Raw genomic sequence first — 19,791 nt, forward strand, 5'->3', positions numbered from 1 at the left:
AAGAAGCCTCGCTAGTAATAGCGGGGCTTTTTATCGTCTGTGAGTTTTGTGGATGGACTCTCACGAGCCTTCGGCTTGAGTCCCGGACGAGCGCGCCCCCGGCCGCTCCGCCATTTATTAAGAAGCCTCGCTAGCAATAGCGGGGCTTTTTATCGTTTGTAGCATATAGCAAAGACGCTTACTCGCCTTCTAATTGATTCCCCTGAAGTGTTAATTGAGATTCGAGATCTTCCCTGTTCGTCATGTGTTGACCTGTTTTTCGTGCTTTTGTTGTTTAAATTCCCCCATTCTTTGTGTCTTATTTATCTCGTTTTAGTGAGTAGTGCATGTTCCTGCGCTTATCTTTCTAGCCTGGTGTAAACGAAAAATTGGGTTCTAGACTTTGCTTGGGAAGTGCTGTCGATTCACTTAGGCAATTTTGAACAACTCTCATTGTATTTTTTAACGAATTGCCTATTAACAATTTGATTTATAAGATTGGTAAGGCTAATACTTAATGTATGATTATTTATACATTTGATGATCAATGTTGATTTATTACGTATTAAATGATGTAAATGTTAACTTGATCGATACGTGTTCTTACTATTAAGAATTATTTTTTATACCATCTCGGTATTATGCATCTCACATTTATTGGTTTGGAGAGTCATTGCAATGAATGATTTATCAGCGTTACTTCAAATGACATTGTTATGCACCGCCGTTGCTATGGCTGTTGCTGGACCTGCATTGATTGGTCTGTTGGTTTTTAATAAATACAAACAGAATCAAGCCGAAAAACATGATTTAGCATAATTACTGAGCACTTAGCGCTCGTGTTGGCATTAATCCCTAGCTATTTATCTTATTCTCGTTAAAATGGCGTTCATATAGGGGTGTAGCTCCAATTGGCAGAGCAGCGGATTCCAAATCCGCGTGTTGGGAGTTCGAATCTCTCCACCCCTGCCACATTTAAAGCCTCGACAGCAATGTCGGGGCTTTTTCGTATCTGTCACTTTTCCAAAGTGATGTTGGGAGCTGGAACGCCAGCCCGGTCGAATCTCTCCACCCCTGCCACATTTAGAGCCTCGACAGCAATGTCGGGGCTTTTTCGTATCTGTCACTTTTTCAAAGTGATGTTGGGAGCTGGAGCGCCAGCCCGGTCGAATCTCTCCACCCCTGCCATATTTAAAGCCTCGACAGCAATGTCGGGGTTTTTTTCGTATCTGTCACTTTTGAAAAGTGATGTTGGGAGCTGGAACGCCAGCCCGGTCGAATCTCTCCACCCCTGCCATATTTAAAGCCTCGACAGCAATGTCGGGGCTTTTTCGTATCTGTCACTTTTGAAAAGTGATGTTGGGAGCTGGAACGCCAGCCCGGTCGAATCTCTCCACCCCTGCCACATTTAAAGCCTCGACAGCAATGTCGGGGCTTTTTCGTATCTGTCACTTTTGAAAAGTGATGTTGGGAGCTGGAACGCCAGCCCGGTCAAATCTCTCCACCCCTTCCACTTTCATGCTCTAGACTGCGCGTCCCGGCAGAAATGTTGGAGTCTTTTTCGTTTATGTCGCTTTTTCTGAGTGATCCTTTTTATATCCTGATCCAGCCATCGCACTTGGCTTCTATTGGGCGTATCCTGTTTCCACTTTTTAATCAATAAAAGTGGTTGATGCCATGAATCAAGCAGTTTTGCTTTTCTATATTGCCATTGGTGGTGCGACTGGCGCATGTTCTCGTTATCTCATTTCTGAGCTTTGCGCGATTTTACTAGGACGCGGATTTCCATACGGGACGCTGGTTGTGAACATTATTGGTTCCTTGATAATGGGCGTGCTCGTTGCTGCATTGGAACAAGAAACGTTTGGCCCGGGTCCTTGGCGACACCTTGTTGGCCTTGGCTTTCTTGGCGCCTTAACAACTTTTTCAACATTCTCCATGGACAACGTTTTACTTCTTCAGCAGGGGGAGTGGTTCAAAATGGGGCTTAACATTGTGTTGAATGTAGTGGTTTGTATTTTTGCTGCTTGGGCAGGTTTTCAGCTATTAATGCGCAGTTAGTCACAGACTCTGAGGTTGAGATGGTTGATTCGATTACCTATACTGCTGGCTAATACTTGTCGGAGTGCCATTTGGCTGAGACCGCGAAAGCGGGATCCGTTGAACCTGATCAGGCTAATACCTGCGAAGGAAACAAGAGAAGCAAACATTAATGCCGTAGGTATATCTATTTTTCAGATAGGTGTATTTTTGAGCAATCAAACTCTTGCAGAGCCAATCCGGCAAGCATTTATTCCCACAATATTTGGAGTAATGCTATGTCGAGTCGTAAACAATCTAGAAATGATGCAAAAACCTTTATCGACAACCTGTCGGTACAACCTTTCCCTAATTCTCAGAAAATCCATGTAGAAGGCTCTCGCCCTGATATTCGTGTTGGTATGCGCGAAATCTCTTTGGCGCCAAGCCTTATAGGTGGAGACAAGCAAAACCCTCAGTTTGAAGATAACGAAGCTGTTCGAGTCTATGATACTTCGGGTGTTTATACCGACCCGAGTTATGACATCGATATATATTCTGGTTTACCGAAACTTCGTGAGCGCTGGATTGAAGAGCGTTCAGACACGGAGCTGCTCGATAAAGTTACTTCAGAGTTTGCCCAAATTCGTCTAGATGATGACACCTTAGATGAACTGCGTTTTGGTCAATTACCGAGCGTACGTCGTGCCAAGAATGGGCATTGCGTGACACAGCTACACTATGCGCGCCAAGGGATCATCACGCCTGAGATGGAATATATAGCGATACGCGAGAACATGGGTAACCCAACTTATTCCGATGAGCAGCTTAACCGTCAACACCCAGGTCAAAACTTCGGAGCAAACTTACCCAAAGAAATCACGCCAGAATTTGTTCGTAAAGAAGTCGCGGAAGGTCGCGCCATTATTCCTTCAAACATCAACCACCCAGAATCAGAGCCGATGATCATTGGCCGAAACTTTTTGGTGAAGGTGAATGCAAATATCGGTAACTCGTCGGTGAGCTCTTCTATCGAAGAAGAAACGGAGAAGTTGGTGTGGTCGACGCGTTGGGGTGGCGATACTGTGATGGATCTTTCTACAGGGCGAAATATTCACGAAACTCGCGAGTGGATTTTACGTAACAGCCCAGTGCCTATTGGCACCGTGCCAATGTATCAAGCGTTAGAGAAGGTCAATGGTGTAGCTGAGGATCTGACATGGGAAGTGATGAGAGACACGCTTATTGAGCAAGCTGAGCAAGGCGTTGATTACTTCACTATCCACGCTGGTGTGCTGCTACGCTATGTTCCTATGACCGCAAAACGAGTGACTGGCATTGTTTCTCGCGGTGGCTCTATCATTGCGAAGTGGTGCCTTGCTCACCATACCGAAAGCTTCCTTTACACACATTTCCGAGAAATCTGTGAAATTTGTGCGCAATATGATGTTGCCCTATCGCTTGGTGACGGGTTACGACCTGGATCGATCGCAGATGCAAATGACGAAGCGCAATTCTCTGAACTTCGCACCTTGGGTGAGCTGACTAAGGTAGCCTGGGAATACGATGTTCAGGTCATGATTGAAGGGCCGGGACATGTGCCGATGCACATGATCAAAGAAAACATGGACGAGCAGCTTGAGCATTGCCATGAAGCGCCTTTCTACACCCTTGGGCCTCTTACCACAGACATCGCACCGGGCTACGATCACATCACTTCAGGTATTGGCGCAGCCATGATCGGTTGGTTTGGCTGTGCAATGCTTTGTTATGTGACCCCGAAAGAGCACCTTGGTTTGCCCAACAAAGATGACGTTAAAGTGGGGCTTATTACCTATAAGCTGTGCGCACATGCTGCTGACTTGGCGAAAGGTCACCCTGGCGCTCAAGTGAGAGACAATGCGCTGTCTAAAGCTCGCTTCGAGTTCCGCTGGGAAGATCAGTTTAATCTCGCACTCGACCCTGATACCGCTCGTGCTTATCACGATGAAACGCTTCCCCAAGAGTCAGGGAAAGTCGCGCATTTCTGTTCAATGTGTGGCCCGAAATTTTGCTCGATGAAGATCAGCCAAGAAGTGAGGGAGTACGCCAAGAATCAAGAGCTTGGTGACGCAATTGAAGTAAAAATGCTGGACGATCCGCTAGAAGGAATGAAGCAAAAATCTGCGGAGTTCTTAGCCAAGGGTAGCGAACTTTACCATCAAAAAGCGTAGGAGGAGCGATGACTACTCCTACCTTGTTGAAGAATTTATCTTTCGCAAGGATGAATGAGGGCATAGGCCCTCTTTATCCTGTTGTTGATGATATTGCGTTGCTCAAACGACTATTAGCGTTTGGTGTGCGTACCGTCCAACTTCGTGTGAAAGATGCAAATCACCCAAATCTAAGCACCATGATTGAAGAGGCAGTTAAGTGCGGCAGGTTGTGTAATGCGCAGGTATTTATCAATGATCATTGGGAAAAAGCGCTTGCTGCTGGTGCCTATGGTATTCACCTTGGCCAAGATGATCTTCTTTCTGCGGATCTTAATGCAATCGCCAAAGCAGGGATAAGGCTTGGTGTGTCGACGCGCACGGCAGATGAACTAGATATCGCGATGTCACTGACCCCGAGTTATCTCGCGATTGGGCATATCTTTCCAACACCGACCAAGCAAATGCCAACACCGCCTCAAGGTGTGAATCAGTTGAAAACACATCTACAAACGGTCAGTGGTCGATTTCCTACGGTCGCCATTGGTGGGATTGACCTCTCGGTAGCTGCCGATGTTTGGCGCTCCGGTGTTGACGCTATTGCCGTAGTTCGAGCGGTTACCCAATCGAATGACTTAGCGGCGACCTTACAGGCATTTGCGGAAGTTCTGACAGAGGATGCGCGAAATGAACGCACTACCTTTGTCTGATCAAGCGTTTGATCGATATAGCCGTCAAATCATGCTTCCTGATTGGGGGGAGCAGGCGCAAAAACAGCTGACGAATGCCAAGGTGTTGGTTGTTGGCTGTGGTGGGTTAGGTACAGCTGCAAGCCTTTATCTTGCTGGGGCAGGTATAGGTCAACTTGTGCTGGCTGACGACGATAAAGTGGAACGCTCAAACCTTCCTCGTCAGATAGCCTATCGCGACACGGATATTGGTGAAGGGAAAGCAAAGGCGCTCGCAACACAATTGATGGCGCTTAACCCTCTGGTTTCACCCCGAGCCGTTGAACGCCGTTTGTCAGGCAAGGTACTGACATTGGAAATTTCTTTGGCAGATATTGTGCTCGATTGCAGTGACAATATGGAAACACGCCAAGCCGTGAACCAAGCCTGTGTAGCATCGAACACGCCGCTAATTGCTGGCGCAGCCATTGGCTGGAGTGGGCAGCTGATGGTGTTCGATTTTGCTGATAATGCGACACCTTGCTACCACTGTTTGTTTCCAGAAACGAGTGATACTCCTGTGCGAAATTGCCAAAGTGCGGGGGTTGTTGGGCCGGTGGTAGGAATAATGGGTAACCTTCAAGCGCTTGAAACCTTGAAATATCTTACCCAATCAGAAAAGCCGCTGACGCGCTTCTACCAATTTGATGGAAAATCTTTGTCACTACGTGCAATGACAATTCCTCGTGAAACGGAATGCTTGGTTTGTCAGGCTCAACAGCAGGAGGTCTTTGATGAAAATTTGGCTCAATGACAATGCCTACGTCATAAAAGACGCAATTCAACTTAAGGCACTGATAGCTGAACTGGCGTTACCTGAGCAATCAGTGGCGGTGGCGATTGAGGGTGACATTGTCCCTCGCCACCAATGGCAACACACGCCTTTAACTGAAGGCATTCAGATTTCCATATTTCAGGCGATTGCTGGAGGATAATGATGTTAACCATTGCTGATAAAGTCTTTTCATCTCGCCTATTTACTGGGACTGGGAAGTTTTCCGGAACCTCTGTTATGGCGAAGAGTATTTCAGAAAGCGGTTCTGAGCTCGTCACCATGGCACTGAAGCGCGTTGATATCACCAACCGTGATGATGACATTCTTGCGCCTCTTATTGCGTCTGGTATCCATTTGTTACCTAACACCTCGGGAGCGAAAACAGCGAAAGAGGCCGTTTTTGCAGCACGTTTAGCGCGAGAAGCTCTCGGTACTCATTGGCTCAAGTTGGAAATCCATCCTGATCCAAAATACTTGATGCCAGATCCCATCGAAACGTTAAAAGCTGCGGAGCAGTTGGTGCAAGAAGGCTTTGTTGTTCTTCCGTATTGTCATGCTGATCCCGTGTTGTGCAAGCGATTAGAGGAAGTGGGCTGTGCCGCTGTCATGCCTTTAGGGGCGCCAATTGGAAGTAACAAGGGATTAGTCTCGGGTGATTTTCTCGATATCATTATCGACCAAGCACGAGTACCCGTGGTAGTTGATGCTGGGATAGGCGCGCCGTCTCATGCTGCCTTTGCCATGGAAAAAGGGGCTGATGCAGTATTGGTGAATACAGCAATTGCCGCTGCAGCTAATCCGGTTGCCATGGCGCGTGCATTCAAGCTTGCGGTAGAAAGCGGACGAATGGCGTATGAAGCGGGCTTAGCTGGCAAGGTACAACACGCTGTTGCGTCTAGCCCTTTGACCGCTTTTCTCGATGAACTGGCATAATGTTCAGGAGGGACGATGAGCTTTTCTGAACATTGGAAAACCTTAAACTGGGATGACATTCGACTTTCCATCTATAGCAAAACGGCGGGTGATGTCAGCCGAGCGTTAGCGAAGCCCAAACGCGACCTTGAAGACTTTAAGGCGTTGATATCACCGGCGGCTGAGCCTTTTCTTGAGCAAATGGCGCAACAAGCTGCCGCGATGACGCGACGTCGCTTCGGGTATACCGTTAATTTCTATGTGCCCTTGTACCTCTCCAATCTATGTGCGAATGCGTGTACCTATTGTGGTTTTTCAATGGAAAACCGTATTAAGCGTCGTACTTTGTCATTGGATGAAATCCAGCGCGAATGTGACGCAATAAAACAGATGCGTTTTGATAGCATTCTGCTGGTTACGGGCGAGCATCAAACCAAGGTGGGGATGGCGTACTTTCGAGAAGCTATTCCAGCTATCAAGCAGCACTTTAGTTATCTGGCGATGGAAGTGCAGCCCTTGGCTGAAATGGAATATGCGGAATTGAAAGGGCTAGGGCTGGATGCCGTCATGGTGTACCAAGAAACCTATAATCGCTCGACGTACGCAGAGCACCACCTTCGTGGAAACAAAACAGACTTTGCGTATCGTTTGGACACTCCCGATCGTTTAGCTCGAGCTGGCGTAGATAAAATCGGTATTGGCGCTTTGATTGGGCTTGATGAGTGGCGTACAGATTGTTTTTTTGCCGCCAGTCATCTCGATTATTTGGAGCAAACGTATTGGCGTAGCCGGTATTCCATTTCCTTTCCACGCTTACGACCGTGCGAAGGTGCTGTTCAACCAAAATCTGTGATGACAGACAGACAGTTAGTACAGTTGATTTGCGCATATCGTTTGTTTAACCCTGAAGTAGAGCTGTCTTTATCGACAAGAGAGTCTCCTGCGTTTCGTGACAAAGTGCTACCGCTTGGTATTACCTCGATGTCAGCGGCATCGAAAACGCAACCGGGAGGATATGCAGACGATGAACCCGAACTTGAGCAGTTTGCGGTATCCGATGAGCGCAGCGCCCAAGAGGTAGCCAGTGCGGTTAAACAGGCGGGTTTTGATGTGGTGTGGAAAGATTGGCAAGTTGGGTATTCGGGCTAGCAAGAATCGATAATTAAAAAAGGCTCCGAGGAGCCTTTTTCTTTTGCTGAACTTATCGAGACAACGGTGCCGTGGCCTGTTCTAGCCATGCTAAGTCGTAGCCTTCCAAGCTTGGGCTGATGTCTGTCCATACCTTCTGGTGGTAATCGTTCCACCATGCGATCTCGCTGTCTGTCAGTAGAGTGATATCCACCAAACGACGATCAATCGGAGCACGAGTCAGTGACTCGAAACCTAGCATGGTCATGTCGCCTTGCGTTGGTACCTCCACCACTAGTTCAAGGTTTTCGATGCGGATACCAAATGCATTAGCACGGTAGTAGCCTGGCTCATTCGATAACACCATGCCTGGCAATAACGCGACGGTATTTGGCGCTTTAGCGATGCGCTGAGGGCCTTCGTGAACACTCAGGAAATGACCGACACCGTGTCCGGTTCCGTGGTCGTAGTCAAACCCATGCGCCCATAGATATTGGCGAGCCAGTGCATCCAATTGGCTGCCAGCTGTTCCTTTCGGGAAGCGTGCCGTGGTGAGTGCAATGTGACCTTTCAGTACTAGCGTGAAGGCTTGCTTCACGTCGTCGGCACATTCACCAATAGCTATAGTTCGCGTGATGTCTGTGGTGCCATCAGGATACTGACCGCCTGAATCCACCAGATAAACATTGTTGATCTCAAGTTCGCCCGGCTTAGGTTGGTTGAGGTGGTTGTAGTGGCACATCGCTGCGTTTCCGCCTGCAGCAGAGATAGTGTCGAAGCTTAGATCTGCCAGTGTCTCATCGAGTTCACGGAACTGATAGAGCTTGTAAGAGAGTTCGGCTTCGTTAGGGAGGTTGTTGGCATTAACCTGCGCATCCAACCAAGCGAGGAAACGACTCACTGCCACACCATCTCGAACATGGCTGGCTTTCATACCCGCAATCTCGACTGGGTTCTTCGCTGCTTTCGGGAGCATGCATGGGTCCGTGGCATGCACGATACACGCGCCGTTGTTAGCAAGAACTTCACTCGCCCAAGCATTACTGGTTTGCGGGTCGACCAAGACGGTTTTTCCGCCAAAGCCAGCCAGAGATGACGCCAATGCGTCAGGCGATTGAATGCTCACGCCTGCGCCGACGTGGGCCGAGAACGCTTCAGGTAGGCGGTTCGGGTCGATAAACAACGTGACATTGCCGTTGGCTTCAACGATGGCGGTAGAGAGCAGTACAGGAAGACGAGACACATCGCCCCCGCGAATATTTAACAACCAGCAAATGCTATCTAGCTGGCTAAGCAATGCAGCATCGGCGCCGGCTTGTGTGAGTGCTTGACCGATTTTTGCTCGTTTATCAGCACTGCTTTGACCGACGATTTCATTGCCCATCAAGCGAGCCTGAGTGAGCAAAGGTGCTGGGCGTTCATGCCACAACGTATCAATGGGATTGCTATCGATGGTGATGAGGTTGATCTTTCCTTCGACGGCTTGCTTCGCGTTGGCTAACCAGTTTGCACTGTGAAGACGCGCGTCGATAGCGACCTTGCTGCCTTGTGGCAGGTTAGCGAGCAGCCATTGCAATGCAGGCTCTTCAATCAAATGACGGTATTCAAAAATGTCACCCGGAACTTGTTTGCGCACCTGTACGGTGTAGCGTCCATCAACAAACATGGCCGCATTATCGCGAGTGATGACGGCAGCACCTGCCGAGCCGGTGAAACCAGTGGCCCAGTGAAGACGCTCATTGTGGGCAGGAATATATTCTCCAAGAAATTCGTCTTCATGTGGAATAACCAGCGCATCCAGTGCTTGTTCTTCCAGCCAGCGTCGTAATGCGTCGACACGTTCAGCGTAATTGGCGTGCATTTTTCGTCCTATTCTTATCTGTTCTCATTGATCGTATTGTTCAAAAAAGCATGGGGTGAATGTGGTCACCTCAATCCTCTAACCTACTTGTTTTCCTCGGTCGCTGCAATTTCTGTCATATGTCTACAGCGCGATATTATTAGCTGTCTAAGCCAACGATGGCCAGGATCGGATTCCTGACTTTGATGCCAAAATAGCGTATATGCCATCGGAGGAAGAGGCTCTGGTAAGGTTGTTACGACGAGATCTAACTGCTTCGCAGCAGCATGAGCAAAGTGAGAGGGGGCAGTAAAAATCAGATCTGTGTGTGTACATAAACTCGCAGCGCTGTTGAAGTCTGGGACATACATTGCGATATCTCGTTCAAGCCCGCGCTCCGCCAGTTTATAGTCGAGTAACCATCGGTCGCTGCCATCGCAACGAACCTGTATGTGGCGCTGCTTAAGGTAACGGTCCAAGTCCCAAGGCCGAGAGAGCAATGGGTGATCTCTACGTACAATCACTTTTTGATGGTCTTGATAAAGTTCTTCATAAACAATGCCTTTGGGTGGCATTAGGGTGAGCATGGCATCGGCAGGGTTCAAATCTTTGCCAGTAATGCCAAAGTCCACCTCTCCTCGAGCCATCGCATCAAAGGTGCCTGCGCCCCATGCTTCTGTATCCAGTGTGATGGAAGGCGCTGCATCCAGTATTTCTCCCAAAAATCGAGGCAGCAGCAGCGGATAGGCACTTTCAACCAAGGCGAAATGAAAGCGACGATCGCTGGTGGCAGGGTGGAAGTCATCGGACACGGTTAACCCTTCAATATGACTTAACAGTGTCTTTAGGCCTGGCTTTAATGACTGCGCTTTTGCTGTGGGGTGCAACCCTCGTGACGTGCGATTGAATAGCGGGTCGTCAAACTGCTCCCTCAGCTTTGACAGGTTCTTGCTGACAGCAGATTGGCTGAGGTTAAGGCGTTGAGCCGCCCGAGTGACATTGCACTCTTCGAGCAAAACATAGAGACAAATCAGTAAATTGAAATCATATCTGAGGAGTCGATTTAAGTTCATTTGTGATATTCCATGGGGGAATGTTTGACCTGACAATATGCCATTTTTATTCATATCAAAACAAGACTACACTGCGCGGTAATTTATCAGGAGTCCTTTATGTCCATCTCTTCTTCAAAACCTGATAGTCGCTTGGTCGCTTTGATGGTACTGCTTGTACTGTTTAGCCCACTGGCTATTGATATCTATTTGCCTGCCATGCCAATCATGGCCACAGAATTTGACGTTGTTCCTACGCGTATTCAAGACACTATCTCTTGGTTTATGGTGAGTTTAGGCATGGGGCAGTTGTTGGCAGGCCCATTGGCTGATCGCTTTGGACGTCGACCTGTCGCCTTGGTCGGGATCACTATCTACGCCGCAAGCTCCGCAATGGCTTGGATTGCATCATCACTGGATGCGTTGTTAATCGCTCGATTGCTGCAAGGTCTGGGTGCATGTGCAACCTCGGTGTGTGCGTTTGCAGCGGTACGCGATAGCTTCGGTGGAAAGCGAAGTGGGCAGATGATCAGCTACCTAAATGGCGCTATTTGTTTTATTCCCGCGCTAGCACCTTTGCTGGGCAGTTGGCTAACGGCACAGTTTGGCTGGCGCTCAAACTTCAGCTTCATGATGGGCTATGCCATCGTTGCTTTGGTGTTGGTGTTTACCCTGTTTCGCGAAACACGTCCGGCTGACACTGACTCAAGCGGTGCATTGTTGAGCCCATCTCGTTATTGGCAAGTACTGAAAGAGCCTGTGTTTATCTTCCACGCCGTGCTTTGTATGTTGGCGATGGCTGTTATTTTGGCTTATGTGACCTCGGCGCCTGTGCGATTGATTAACGGATTGGGTTTGTCTATGGAGCAATTCACCGGATGGTTTGCTATCAATGCCGCGCTCAATATTTTTGCATCCATGACAACGCCAAAAGTCATGGATACCGTCGGCAGTCGTAAAACGCTCAACGCTGGCATGGTGATATTGGTATTTGCAGGCATCTTGATGGGAGCATTGAGCTCCACACAAACAGCATGGGCGTTCATGGTGCCTGTATTTATGTCTTCGTTTGGTTTTGCTTGGGTGTTGGGTTCTTCAGCGGGTAAAGCGCTTGAGCCTTTTGGTCAGAGAGCGGGAACGGCGGCTGCACTGTTGGGGTTATTCCAAATGAGTGGTGCGGGTATTTTGGTGAGCTTGACGCAACGCGCGGGTCTTTCTGAACCGCATCTCCTTGTGTTCCATATGTTGTTAATTGCACCAGGACTGGCCCTACTTTGGTCTTCTGCTGGCAAGCGCTGGCATACCGCCGAGTGTTAATAAATCCATAAAAATAATAAGACGCGAAAAGCGCAAGGTCTCGACAACCTAATCTGTACATTGGTGGTTTTCAGGGGCATTGAGCCTGATTGACACAGTACAAATGGATAATTATTTGCCCGTTAGAAATTTTCTGCGGGCATTTTTTTGTTGCTTATTGTGCAAAGGGAGTATATTTAGTGTGCGAACACCTCATTTCTTTCCCTAAAAATAAAACCATAGGCTGTATATATATGTCGATGTCGACGCTTGAATTAGCTCGTCACTTGGAGATGCTTGACGAATCTCCTGAAAAAATGATGTTTGGTAAACTTCTCACTGAATTAAGCGGTATGAGCGAAGATCGAATTCAACGTGCAGCTCGCCAAGTACCCATCAGTGGATTGCGTGAATTGGTGCATCAGTTCAATAAAATTATTGAAGAGCGCCGTGGTGAACGCGTTCAAGAGCTTGCACAAGAAATTGCTGATGATGGCATTTCAGTGGAAGAGCTGCGCCAATATCTAACGCAGCGCAACGCCTAACTGTTTTTATCACGCCTTTGTTTTTCGTTGCTGGATAGCTAATCCGGCAATAATCATTACCAAGCCGATTAAGGTCGTTGGGTGGATTTGCTCGCCTATAATATTGGCAAGTAATATCAATGAGATAAATGGCGAAATAAAGATAAGGTTACTGATCTTGGCGGTATTGGTGGCCAGTTTCATGGCTTTGAGCCAAAGCACGAATGTGATCCCCATTTCAAATAGGCCCACATAACTTACCGCCAACCAGCCTTGCCATGGAATACCACTCCAATCGCTGGAGTATAAGCTTAGGCCGATTGAAAACGGTAAGGACAATATAAAACCAAGCAAGAGCCCAATCACGGGGTCGGCTTGGTTTTTCGCGTTCAAAATCCAATACCCTGCCCACAATAGCGTTGAAAGCAGCGCCAACCCCACTCCTAGTGGGCTATCAAAGTTCAAATCTAAAATATTGCCTTTAGTGGCAATGACGACCACACCGGCATAACCCAGAGCTGCAGCAATCCAATCTTGTTGACGAATTTTCTGACCCAGAAAAACGGCAGCCATGAGCGTGAGGGTGATCGCCCAACTGTAGTTGAGAGGCTGCGCGAGAGATGCGGGCAACAGATCGTAGGCTTTGAAGAGCACCAGATAATAGATAAACGGGTTGATAAGCCCAAGCATCAAATAATACAAGGGACGACGAGAGAAGGTTGAGGCTAATTGGTTCAATGTGCCTTGCCAAGCAGCAACCGCGGCAAGGGAAAGCGCCGATACTACACTGGCAGCAGCCAGCATTTGGATCGGGTCCATATAGGTGAGTGTGATTTTAAAGGCCGTCGCGACGGTTGACCAAAGCAACACCGCAGCCAATCCGTAGCCAATCGCAAGGCGATCATTCATGAGAAATGCTTACTTGATAAGAAGGAAAACAGCAGTCTAGAGCACTTCCCTCTAAACAGAAAGGCTGGACATTTATCCAGTGTCTTATTAGCCTTCAAGACAGGCAATAATCACAATTCAAAAGGTTAAGGGCATGCAGATCGAAAGCCTATTTTCAGATGGCATGATATGGCTGGTGGCAGGTATCAGCGCAGGAGTGACGTTGATAGCATGCGTCACTTATCAGCGCATGGCTCAACGTAGTTTGCGAGAGCTCCATCAGCAACAGCGAGATGCGGACGAAAAACTGCATTTGGCGGCGGTGGAACATTTGCAGACCGAGAACCGCACACTTCAAGAGGAGTTAGACGGCTTAGATTTAGAGCGTGACCGACTCAGCGCAGAGCTTCGTTTGCAATATGGACGTTTGTCCGCCGCGGCAGAAAAATTGCGCCAGATGGACGCCCTTCGCGAAGAAAAAACGCAGTTAGCGGAGACAGTGGATGCCCTGCGGGAAAGAAAAGCGGCACTTGAACTCGCATTGAATGAGCAGCAAACCCGTACCGAAGAACAGTTAGAGTCGGCGGATGCCAAAATTCGCTTGCTAGAAGGTGCGGAAGAGCGCCTTCGTGTGCAGTTTGAAAGCTTGGCGAATAAGGTTTTCGATCACAAAGCGCGCACGGTTGATGAGCAAAATCGTCAAAGTTTAGACTCCTTGCTGGGGCCGCTAAAAAGCCAGCTGGAAGGTTTTCATAAGCAGGTGACCGATAGTTTCGGAGAGCAAGCTAAAGAAAGGCACACGTTGATTCACGAAATTAAAAGCCTGCAAAAGCTCAACGAAGACATGACCCGCGAAGCGGTCAACCTGACACAGGCATTAAAAGGCGACAATAAGCAGCAAGGCAACTGGGGTGAAGTGGTACTTGCGCGTGTGTTGGAAGAGTCCGGTTTGCGTGAAGGGTATGAATATCAAACCCAAGTGAGTTTGGAAAACGAGCAAGGCAAGCGCTATCAACCTGATGTCATCGTTCGCTTACCACAAGAAAAAGATGTGGTCGTGGATGCTAAGATGGCTCTCATCGCTTATGAACGATATTTCCATGCTGAATCCATGGCTGATAGGGACAGTGCGCTGAGAGAGCACGTTGCGGCAATTCGCGCGCACATCCGTGGGCTAGGGCGAAAGGATTATCATCAGTTGCATGGCATTCAGAGTCTCGACTACGTCTTAATGTTCATTCCCATTGAGCCCGCTTTCCAAATTGCACTTGAAGCAGAGCCCTCTTTGATCCGAGAAGCGCTTGATCACAACATTATGCTTGTGAGTCCGACAACCTTGTTGGTGGCACTGAGAACCATTAATAACCTATGGCGTTATGAGCATCAGAACCAAAATGCACGCTTAATTGCAGACAGAGCGGGTAAGCTTTACGACAAAATTCGATTGTTTGTCACCGACGTGGAGCAACTGGGCGCAGCACTTGATAAAGCCGGCGACAGTTACCACAGTGCATTGAACAAGCTCTCGACGGGGCGCGGAAATATTTTACGCCAAGTGGAAGGGTTTAAATCCCTTGGGGTGGAAGTAAAGCGCGATATCAGCCCTGCGATGTTGAAAAGAGACACCTCGGACGATTCGGAAACGCATAGCGATCATGTTGCCTTGCCCACGTCCAGTGAATAACGGGACAGACAGTTGGCACACCAAGCATGCACAGCAGGGTGTGAGCTGACTAAAATAACCATAAGATGTCGCCATCACACTGATCTACGCGTCTTGTGGTTGTTTGAGTATGTAAAGTACACTAAGCGCAAAAATAGCGGGCACTTCATATTCCGAGCCCGGTGTTACTCAGGGGTTAATAATGACAGATTTGACACAGGGCGTGACGCAGGACGCAGAGCAAAACACCACCCACTTTGGTTTTAAAACGATCTCCAAAGATGAAAAAGTGGGTATGGTTGCGAACGTTTTCCACAATGTGGCCGCGAAATACGACATCATGAACGATGTGATGTCCATGGGTATTCACCGAATTTGGAAACGCTTTACGATTGATTGCAGCGGCGTGCGTCCTGGTCATCGTGTACTGGATTTGGCGGGTGGCACAGGGGATTTGACCGCAAAATTCTCTCGCATCGTGGGTGAAAAAGGCCAAGTGATTTTGGCTGACATTAACAACTCTATGCTTAATGTTGGTCGCGACAAACTGCGCGATATGGGCGTGGTGGGTAACGTTAACTATGTTCAGGCCAATGCAGAAGAGTTGCCATTTCCGGATGATCACTTCGATTGCATCACCATTGGTTTCGGTCTGCGCAATGTAACGGACAAAGACAAAGCGCTGCGATCCATGTATCGCGTCCTTAAGCCCGGTGGTCGACTGCTGGTGTTGGAGTTTTCTAAACCTATCGTTGAGCCATTATCAAAAGTTTACGACGCCTACTCGTTCCACCTATTGCCAAAAATGGGTGAATTGATTGCGAACGACGGAGAAAGCTACCGTTACTTGGCAGAATCTATTCGCATGCACCCTGATCAGGAAACGCTGAAGAGCATGATGGAAGATGCGGGTTTTGAGCAGACCAAATACTTCAACTTGACCGGTGGCATTGTTGCCCTGCACCGTGGTTATAAATTCTAAGGTGCCGCTATGCCTCTCGACCCATTAGTCACTGCGGTGGTTGAAACCAGTCTTAATACTTTGATCCGTCAGGATGCAGAAAGTCAGCGACGCTTGTCGCGACTAAAAGGAAAAGTGCTGCGTGTCAGCCTCACCGATATTAACAAGCAGTTGGTGTTTGTCTTTAGTCAGCAACTTGATGTGCTGGCCAATTATGAAGGGCATGCTGATTGTGATTTGGCACTCCCGATTTCAGTTGCGCCGCAACTGAAAGACAAAGCCAATCTGACCCAGCTTATTAAGCAAGACAAACTGCACCTTGAAGGGGATATCGACGTCGCTCAGCAGTTTTCTAATTTGCTGAATGGCTTAAATCCAGACATTGCCGAGTGGTTGTCACACTACACGGGTGATGTGGTGGCACACACCGTGGTGCGTGGCGCCAAACAGGGATTCGCATTGCTCAAATCCGTCGGTGAGCGTAACCAACGTTATGCTGCAGAGTTGGTGGTGGAAGAATGGCGTTTAGCCCCTGGGGCACTTGAAGTGGCGTATTTTGCTGATCAGGTTGATGACGTGCAAAGCCAAGCATCAAGGCTTCAAGCACGTTTTGATGCCTTTGAGAAAAAACTTGCCGTGGTCACTAAGGTGGAAAACGCATGACGCCAAGCGAAATTCGCCGCCTGTATAAAATCACCCAAGTTCAATTGCGCTATGGTCTTGATGAGCTGCTACCTAAGCAGCCCATTACTCGTGGCCCTCACTTGATGCGCAAAATGCTGTTTTGGATGAAAAACGAGCATAAGGACATGGCGGTCGGTGAGCGTTTACGTTTAGCGCTGCAAGCGCTAGGACCTGTTTGGATCAAGTTTGGTCAAATGATGTCGACTCGACGTGATTTGTTCCCTCCCGCAATCGCTGATCAGCTGGCGTTGTTGCAAGATCAGGTTGCGCCGTTTGACGGCAAACTGGCGAAAGCCCAAATGGAAGCGGCACTTGGTGGTCCACTAGAAACGTGGTTTGATGACTTTGATGAAACGCCGCTAGCCTCTGCATCCATTGCACAAGTACACACCGCGATATTGAAAGAAAATGGCCGCGAGGTCGTTTTGAAAGTGATTCGCCCTGATATCCTTCCGGTTATCCAAGCAGATATCAAACTTATGTATCGCATGGCGAGAATCGTTGCCCGTTTCTTGCCGGAAGCGCGTCGTTTGAAGCCCGTAGAAGTGGTACGCGAGTACGAAAAGACCTTGCTGGATGAACTTGATCTCATGCGTGAGGCGGCGAATGCGATTCAATTGCGCCGCAACTTCGAAAACGATCATATTTTGTATGTACCAGAAACATTCAGCGATTATTGCCGAACTAATTTGATGGTGTCTGAGCGCATATACGGTATTCAGGTTTCCGATCTTGAAGGACTCAAAGCGAACGGCACAGATCTAAAACTGCTGGCAGAGCGTGGTGTTCAAGTCTTCTTTACCCAAGTCTTCCGCGACAGCTTTTTCCACGCAGACATGCATCCAGGCAATGTATTCGTTTCTTATGAACACCCCGAAGACCCCCAATGGATAGGCTTGGATTGCGGCATTGTTGGCACCTTGAATCGAGAAGATAAGCGCTACTTGGCGGAAAACTTCCTCGCGTTCTTTAATCGTGATTATCGCAAAGTCGCCGAACTTCATGTGGATTCCGGCTGGGTGCCGCATGACACTAACGTTGATGAGTTTGAATTTGCCATCCGCACGGTGTGTGAACCTATTTTTGAAAAGCCCCTTTGCGAGATTTCATTTGGTCACGTTCTGCTGAATCTTTTCAACACGGCACGTCGTTTCAATATGGAAGTGCAGCCTCAGCTGGTTCTGTTGCAAAAGACCTTGTTGTACGTAGAAGGGCTGGGTCGACAACTTTATCCGCAGCTTGATCTTTGGGACACCGCGAAGCCGTTTCTTGAGCAGTGGATGTCACGTCAACTTGGTCCACAAGCGGTCATTAATGCCATCAAAGAAAAAGCGCCATTTTGGGCTGAAAAACTGCCTGAATTACCTGAGTTGGTGTACGACAGTTTGCGCCAAGGGCGTCAGGTGAACCAGCGTCTGGACACCATGTATCAAGAGTTTATGCAATCTCGCAAACAGCATAACCGTGCGAGATTTTTATTGGGCGTTGGTGCAACGCTGCTGGTGACTTCTGCCATACTTTACAGTAATCAGGTAGAGGATTTGCCATTATTGGCGGGCTCTGCCGCAGCATGTAGTTGGTTACTTGCATGGCGAGCATTTAATAAATGAATATCAATTCAAGTTATTCTCGCTGAAAGCGAAAAATTGAGGTAGCTTGAACATATCATATGAGTTGTAACATTGTGCGAGTAAACTCGCGTTACATCGCTTATTCACCATATAACACTGAGGTAGTACTAGATGGGTGGTATTAGTATTTGGCAATTGCTTATCGTTGCCGTCATCGTGATCCTTCTTTTTGGAACCAAGAAACTGCGTAACATTGGTGGTGATTTGGGTTCAGCAGTTAAAGGCTTCAAAAAAGCCATGACTGATGACGAAAAGAAAGACGCTGATTTCGTCCAAGAGAAACTGGAAGAGAAAGACAGCACGGCACAGAAAAGCGAAGCGAAAGACAAAGAGCAGGCATAATCCGTGTTTGATATCGGTTTTTGGGAGCTGATCCTGATCGCAGTTGTAGGTCTGGTGGTTCTCGGCCCTGAACGTTTACCTGTGGCTATTCGCAATGTGTCTCGCTGGGTTGGTGCGGCACGACGTATGGCTGGCTCAGTGAGAGATGAGCTCGAACAAGAGCTGAAAATCCAAGAGCTACAGGATAACTTGAAAAAAGCCGAGCAGATGGGAATGCAAAACCTGTCGCCTGACTTGCAGCAGTCTGTTGATGAGCTAAAAAAAGCAGCCGAAGATGTTCAGCGCCCTTACGCCAGTAAGAGTGAAAACACTGATGTTGCTAGCGCTTCTAGCCCGACCAAAGATAAAACCGAATAACGGTTTGTTTTAGGGCTCCAGTTTTTGTCGAGAAACTATGTCAACTGTTGAAGATACTCAACCGCTTATTAGTCACCTAGTTGAACTAAGAGACCGACTGCTACGCGCCTTATTGGCCGTGCTGGTGGTGTTTCTTGGATTGGTGTATTTCGCGAACGATATTTATACCTTCGTTTCCGCGCCTTTGGTTGATCGCCTGCCTGAAGGCACCAGTATGATTGCGACAGATGTGGCCTCGCCCTTCTTTACGCCAATCAAGCTGACCCTTGTCGTGTCGGTGTTCATTGCTGTGCCAATGATCTTGTACCAAATCTGGGCCTTTGTGGCACCGGGTTTGTACAAACATGAAAAACGCCTTGTGATGCCGTTGTTAGCATCTAGCTCGTTGCTGTTTTATTGCGGCGTCGCGTTCGCCTATTTCGTTGTATTTCCATTGGTCTTCGGCTTCTTTACATCTATCGCACCGATAGATGTTGAGATAGCGACAGACATCGCGAGCTACCTCGATTTTATATTGGCGCTATTCATGGCCTTTGGTATTGCATTTGAAATACCCGTGGCGATTATTCTGTTGGTGTGGACCGGGGCAGTAGACCCTGATGATTTACGCCAAAAGCGTCCCTACATTATTGTGGCGGCGTTTGTCGTAGGCATGTTCCTGACGCCACCTGACATCATTTCGCAAACACTGTTGGCGATTCCTATGTGTCTGTTGTTTGAAGTCGGGCTTTTCTTCTCTCGTTTCTATAAACGACCTGACGAGGAAGGCCGCGACGAAAATGAAGAGCAAAGTCAGGGATAATACCTGCCCGTGTGAATG

General features: G+C 48.2%; 20 protein-coding genes, 1 tRNA gene and 1 riboswitch. Of the genes, 18 read left to right on the forward strand and 3 right to left on the reverse strand.

Going from position 1 to position 19,791, the window contains the following annotated elements; genetic code table 11:
- Positions 1 to 657: 657 nt before the first annotated feature.
- The 9 genes from LRP50_RS21060 (at position 658) to thiH (ending at position 7,754) form a co-directional block, all read left to right on the forward strand.
- Complete coding sequence (locus LRP50_RS21060) at positions 658 to 798, forward strand: hypothetical protein (RefSeq protein WP_274166404.1); 141 nt, start codon at positions 658 to 660, stop codon at positions 796 to 798.
- 76 nt (positions 799 to 874) lie between these two features.
- Positions 875 to 951: transfer RNA gene (locus LRP50_RS21065), tRNA-Trp, on the forward strand.
- A 705-nt stretch (positions 952 to 1,656) separates the two neighbouring features.
- Positions 1,657 to 2,040 (forward strand): fluoride efflux transporter CrcB, encoded by a 384-nt coding sequence (gene crcB / locus LRP50_RS21070; RefSeq protein WP_274166405.1) that lies wholly within the window; start codon positions 1,657 to 1,659, stop codon positions 2,038 to 2,040.
- Between the two features lie 50 nt (positions 2,041 to 2,090).
- Positions 2,091 to 2,189, forward strand: a riboswitch (TPP riboswitch).
- Positions 2,190 to 2,297: 108 nt separating this feature from the next.
- Complete coding sequence (gene thiC / locus LRP50_RS21075) at positions 2,298 to 4,211, forward strand: phosphomethylpyrimidine synthase ThiC (protein ID WP_274166406.1); 1,914 nt, start codon at positions 2,298 to 2,300, stop codon at positions 4,209 to 4,211.
- Positions 4,212 to 4,219: 8 nt separating this feature from the next.
- Positions 4,220 to 4,900 (forward strand): thiamine phosphate synthase, encoded by a 681-nt coding sequence (thiE, locus tag LRP50_RS21080; RefSeq protein ID WP_274166407.1) that lies wholly within the window; start codon positions 4,220 to 4,222, stop codon positions 4,898 to 4,900.
- Positions 4,878 to 5,672, forward strand: a complete 795-nt coding sequence (locus LRP50_RS21085; protein WP_274166408.1) for a HesA/MoeB/ThiF family protein — start codon at positions 4,878 to 4,880, stop codon at positions 5,670 to 5,672. Before thiE ends, LRP50_RS21085 begins: the two co-directional genes overlap by 23 nt.
- The gene (gene thiS, locus LRP50_RS21090; protein ID WP_274166409.1) at positions 5,653 to 5,853 is read left to right on the forward strand and encodes a sulfur carrier protein ThiS; all 201 of its coding nucleotides are present in this window, start codon (positions 5,653 to 5,655) and stop codon (positions 5,851 to 5,853) included. The genes LRP50_RS21085 and thiS overlap by 20 nt, the downstream gene beginning before the upstream one ends.
- 2 nt (positions 5,854 to 5,855) lie before the next feature.
- Complete coding sequence (locus LRP50_RS21095; protein ID WP_274166463.1) at positions 5,856 to 6,626, forward strand: thiazole synthase; 771 nt, start codon at positions 5,856 to 5,858, stop codon at positions 6,624 to 6,626.
- A gap of 15 nt (positions 6,627 to 6,641) precedes the next feature.
- Positions 6,642 to 7,754, forward strand: coding sequence for a 2-iminoacetate synthase ThiH (gene thiH, locus LRP50_RS21100; protein WP_274166410.1), 1,113 nt, complete (start codon positions 6,642 to 6,644; stop codon positions 7,752 to 7,754).
- Between the two features lie 52 nt (positions 7,755 to 7,806).
- On the opposite strand, the gene LRP50_RS21105 is transcribed toward thiH, so the two are convergent.
- Both LRP50_RS21105 and LRP50_RS21110 read right to left on the reverse strand, forming a co-directional pair.
- A complete protein-coding gene (locus tag LRP50_RS21105) occupies positions 7,807 to 9,594 on the reverse strand; it encodes an aminopeptidase P family protein (protein ID WP_274166411.1) in 1,788 nt (595 codons plus the stop codon).
- An 83-nt stretch (positions 9,595 to 9,677) separates the two neighbouring features.
- Positions 9,678 to 10,646, reverse strand: coding sequence for a LysR family transcriptional regulator (locus LRP50_RS21110; RefSeq protein ID WP_274166412.1), 969 nt, complete (start codon positions 10,644 to 10,646; stop codon positions 9,678 to 9,680).
- A gap of 99 nt (positions 10,647 to 10,745) precedes the next feature.
- Between LRP50_RS21110 and LRP50_RS21115 the strand changes: the two genes are divergently transcribed.
- Both LRP50_RS21115 and tsrA read left to right on the forward strand, forming a co-directional pair.
- Positions 10,746 to 11,942, forward strand: a complete 1,197-nt coding sequence (locus LRP50_RS21115) for a multidrug effflux MFS transporter (RefSeq protein ID WP_274166413.1) — start codon at positions 10,746 to 10,748, stop codon at positions 11,940 to 11,942.
- Between the two features lie 233 nt (positions 11,943 to 12,175).
- Positions 12,176 to 12,466, forward strand: a complete 291-nt coding sequence (tsrA, locus tag LRP50_RS21120; RefSeq protein WP_274166464.1) for an H-NS-like global regulator TsrA — start codon at positions 12,176 to 12,178, stop codon at positions 12,464 to 12,466.
- A gap of 9 nt (positions 12,467 to 12,475) precedes the next feature.
- Here tsrA and LRP50_RS21125 read toward each other — a convergent pair whose 3' ends face one another.
- The gene (locus LRP50_RS21125) at positions 12,476 to 13,354 is read right to left on the reverse strand and encodes a DMT family transporter (protein WP_274166414.1); all 879 of its coding nucleotides are present in this window, start codon (positions 13,352 to 13,354) and stop codon (positions 12,476 to 12,478) included.
- A 133-nt stretch (positions 13,355 to 13,487) separates the two neighbouring features.
- On the opposite strand from LRP50_RS21125, the gene rmuC reads away from it, so the two are divergent.
- From rmuC to tatC, 7 genes are all read left to right on the forward strand, one after another.
- Positions 13,488 to 15,017, forward strand: a complete 1,530-nt coding sequence (gene rmuC / locus LRP50_RS21130; RefSeq protein ID WP_274166415.1) for a DNA recombination protein RmuC — start codon at positions 13,488 to 13,490, stop codon at positions 15,015 to 15,017.
- Positions 15,018 to 15,198: 181 nt separating this feature from the next.
- The gene (gene ubiE / locus LRP50_RS21135; protein ID WP_274166416.1) at positions 15,199 to 15,978 is read left to right on the forward strand and encodes a bifunctional demethylmenaquinone methyltransferase/2-methoxy-6-polyprenyl-1,4-benzoquinol methylase UbiE; all 780 of its coding nucleotides are present in this window, start codon (positions 15,199 to 15,201) and stop codon (positions 15,976 to 15,978) included.
- 9 nt (positions 15,979 to 15,987) lie between these two features.
- A complete protein-coding gene (locus LRP50_RS21140) occupies positions 15,988 to 16,620 on the forward strand; it encodes a ubiquinone biosynthesis accessory factor UbiJ (RefSeq protein ID WP_274166417.1) in 633 nt (210 codons plus the stop codon).
- Entirely contained in the window at positions 16,617 to 18,251 is a 1,635-nt protein-coding gene (ubiB, locus tag LRP50_RS21145; protein WP_274166418.1) for a ubiquinone biosynthesis regulatory protein kinase UbiB, read from the forward strand. The genes LRP50_RS21140 and ubiB overlap by 4 nt, the downstream gene beginning before the upstream one ends.
- 132 nt (positions 18,252 to 18,383) lie before the next feature.
- A complete protein-coding gene (gene tatA, locus LRP50_RS21150; RefSeq protein ID WP_016959503.1) occupies positions 18,384 to 18,614 on the forward strand; it encodes a Sec-independent protein translocase subunit TatA in 231 nt (76 codons plus the stop codon).
- Between the two features lie 3 nt (positions 18,615 to 18,617).
- Positions 18,618 to 18,971 carry a Sec-independent protein translocase protein TatB gene (tatB, locus tag LRP50_RS21155; protein ID WP_028024245.1) on the forward strand — a complete coding sequence of 118 codons (354 nt, stop codon included), beginning with the start codon at positions 18,618 to 18,620 and terminating at the stop codon, positions 18,969 to 18,971.
- 37 nt (positions 18,972 to 19,008) lie between these two features.
- Positions 19,009 to 19,773, forward strand: a complete 765-nt coding sequence (tatC, locus tag LRP50_RS21160; protein WP_274166419.1) for a Sec-independent protein translocase subunit TatC — start codon at positions 19,009 to 19,011, stop codon at positions 19,771 to 19,773.
- Positions 19,774 to 19,791: the final 18 nt, after the last annotated feature.

Origin of the sequence: Enterovibrio gelatinilyticus, from assembly GCF_028683095.1 — a bacterium.
Lineage (GTDB): Bacteria > Pseudomonadota > Gammaproteobacteria > Enterobacterales > Vibrionaceae > Enterovibrio > Enterovibrio gelatinilyticus.

Bases quoted from the DNA above. Each gene is read 5' to 3' on its own strand.
- LRP50_RS21060 (WP_274166404.1), top strand. From the start codon at position 658: ATGAATGATTTATCAGCGTTACTTCAAATGACATTGTTATGCACCGCC.
- crcB (WP_274166405.1), top strand. From the start codon at position 1,657: ATGAATCAAGCAGTTTTGCTTTTCTATATTGCCATTGGTGGTGCGACT.
- thiC (WP_274166406.1), top strand. From the start codon at position 2,298: ATGTCGAGTCGTAAACAATCTAGAAATGATGCAAAAACCTTTATCGAC.
- thiE (WP_274166407.1), top strand. From the start codon at position 4,220: ATGACTACTCCTACCTTGTTGAAGAATTTATCTTTCGCAAGGATGAAT.
- LRP50_RS21085 (WP_274166408.1), top strand. From the start codon at position 4,878: ATGAACGCACTACCTTTGTCTGATCAAGCGTTTGATCGATATAGCCGT.
- thiS (WP_274166409.1), top strand. From the start codon at position 5,653: ATGAAAATTTGGCTCAATGACAATGCCTACGTCATAAAAGACGCAATT.
- LRP50_RS21095 (WP_274166463.1), top strand. From the start codon at position 5,856: ATGTTAACCATTGCTGATAAAGTCTTTTCATCTCGCCTATTTACTGGG.
- thiH (WP_274166410.1), top strand. From the start codon at position 6,642: ATGAGCTTTTCTGAACATTGGAAAACCTTAAACTGGGATGACATTCGA.
- LRP50_RS21105 (WP_274166411.1), bottom strand. From the start codon at position 9,594: ATGCACGCCAATTACGCTGAACGTGTCGACGCATTACGACGCTGGCTG.
- LRP50_RS21110 (WP_274166412.1), bottom strand. From the start codon at position 10,646: ATGAACTTAAATCGACTCCTCAGATATGATTTCAATTTACTGATTTGT.
- LRP50_RS21115 (WP_274166413.1), top strand. From the start codon at position 10,746: ATGTCCATCTCTTCTTCAAAACCTGATAGTCGCTTGGTCGCTTTGATG.
- tsrA (WP_274166464.1), top strand. From the start codon at position 12,176: ATGTCGATGTCGACGCTTGAATTAGCTCGTCACTTGGAGATGCTTGAC.
- LRP50_RS21125 (WP_274166414.1), bottom strand. From the start codon at position 13,354: ATGAATGATCGCCTTGCGATTGGCTACGGATTGGCTGCGGTGTTGCTT.
- rmuC (WP_274166415.1), top strand. From the start codon at position 13,488: ATGCAGATCGAAAGCCTATTTTCAGATGGCATGATATGGCTGGTGGCA.
- ubiE (WP_274166416.1), top strand. From the start codon at position 15,199: ATGACAGATTTGACACAGGGCGTGACGCAGGACGCAGAGCAAAACACC.
- LRP50_RS21140 (WP_274166417.1), top strand. From the start codon at position 15,988: ATGCCTCTCGACCCATTAGTCACTGCGGTGGTTGAAACCAGTCTTAAT.
- ubiB (WP_274166418.1), top strand. From the start codon at position 16,617: ATGACGCCAAGCGAAATTCGCCGCCTGTATAAAATCACCCAAGTTCAA.
- tatA (WP_016959503.1), top strand. From the start codon at position 18,384: ATGGGTGGTATTAGTATTTGGCAATTGCTTATCGTTGCCGTCATCGTG.
- tatC (WP_274166419.1), top strand. From the start codon at position 19,009: ATGTCAACTGTTGAAGATACTCAACCGCTTATTAGTCACCTAGTTGAA.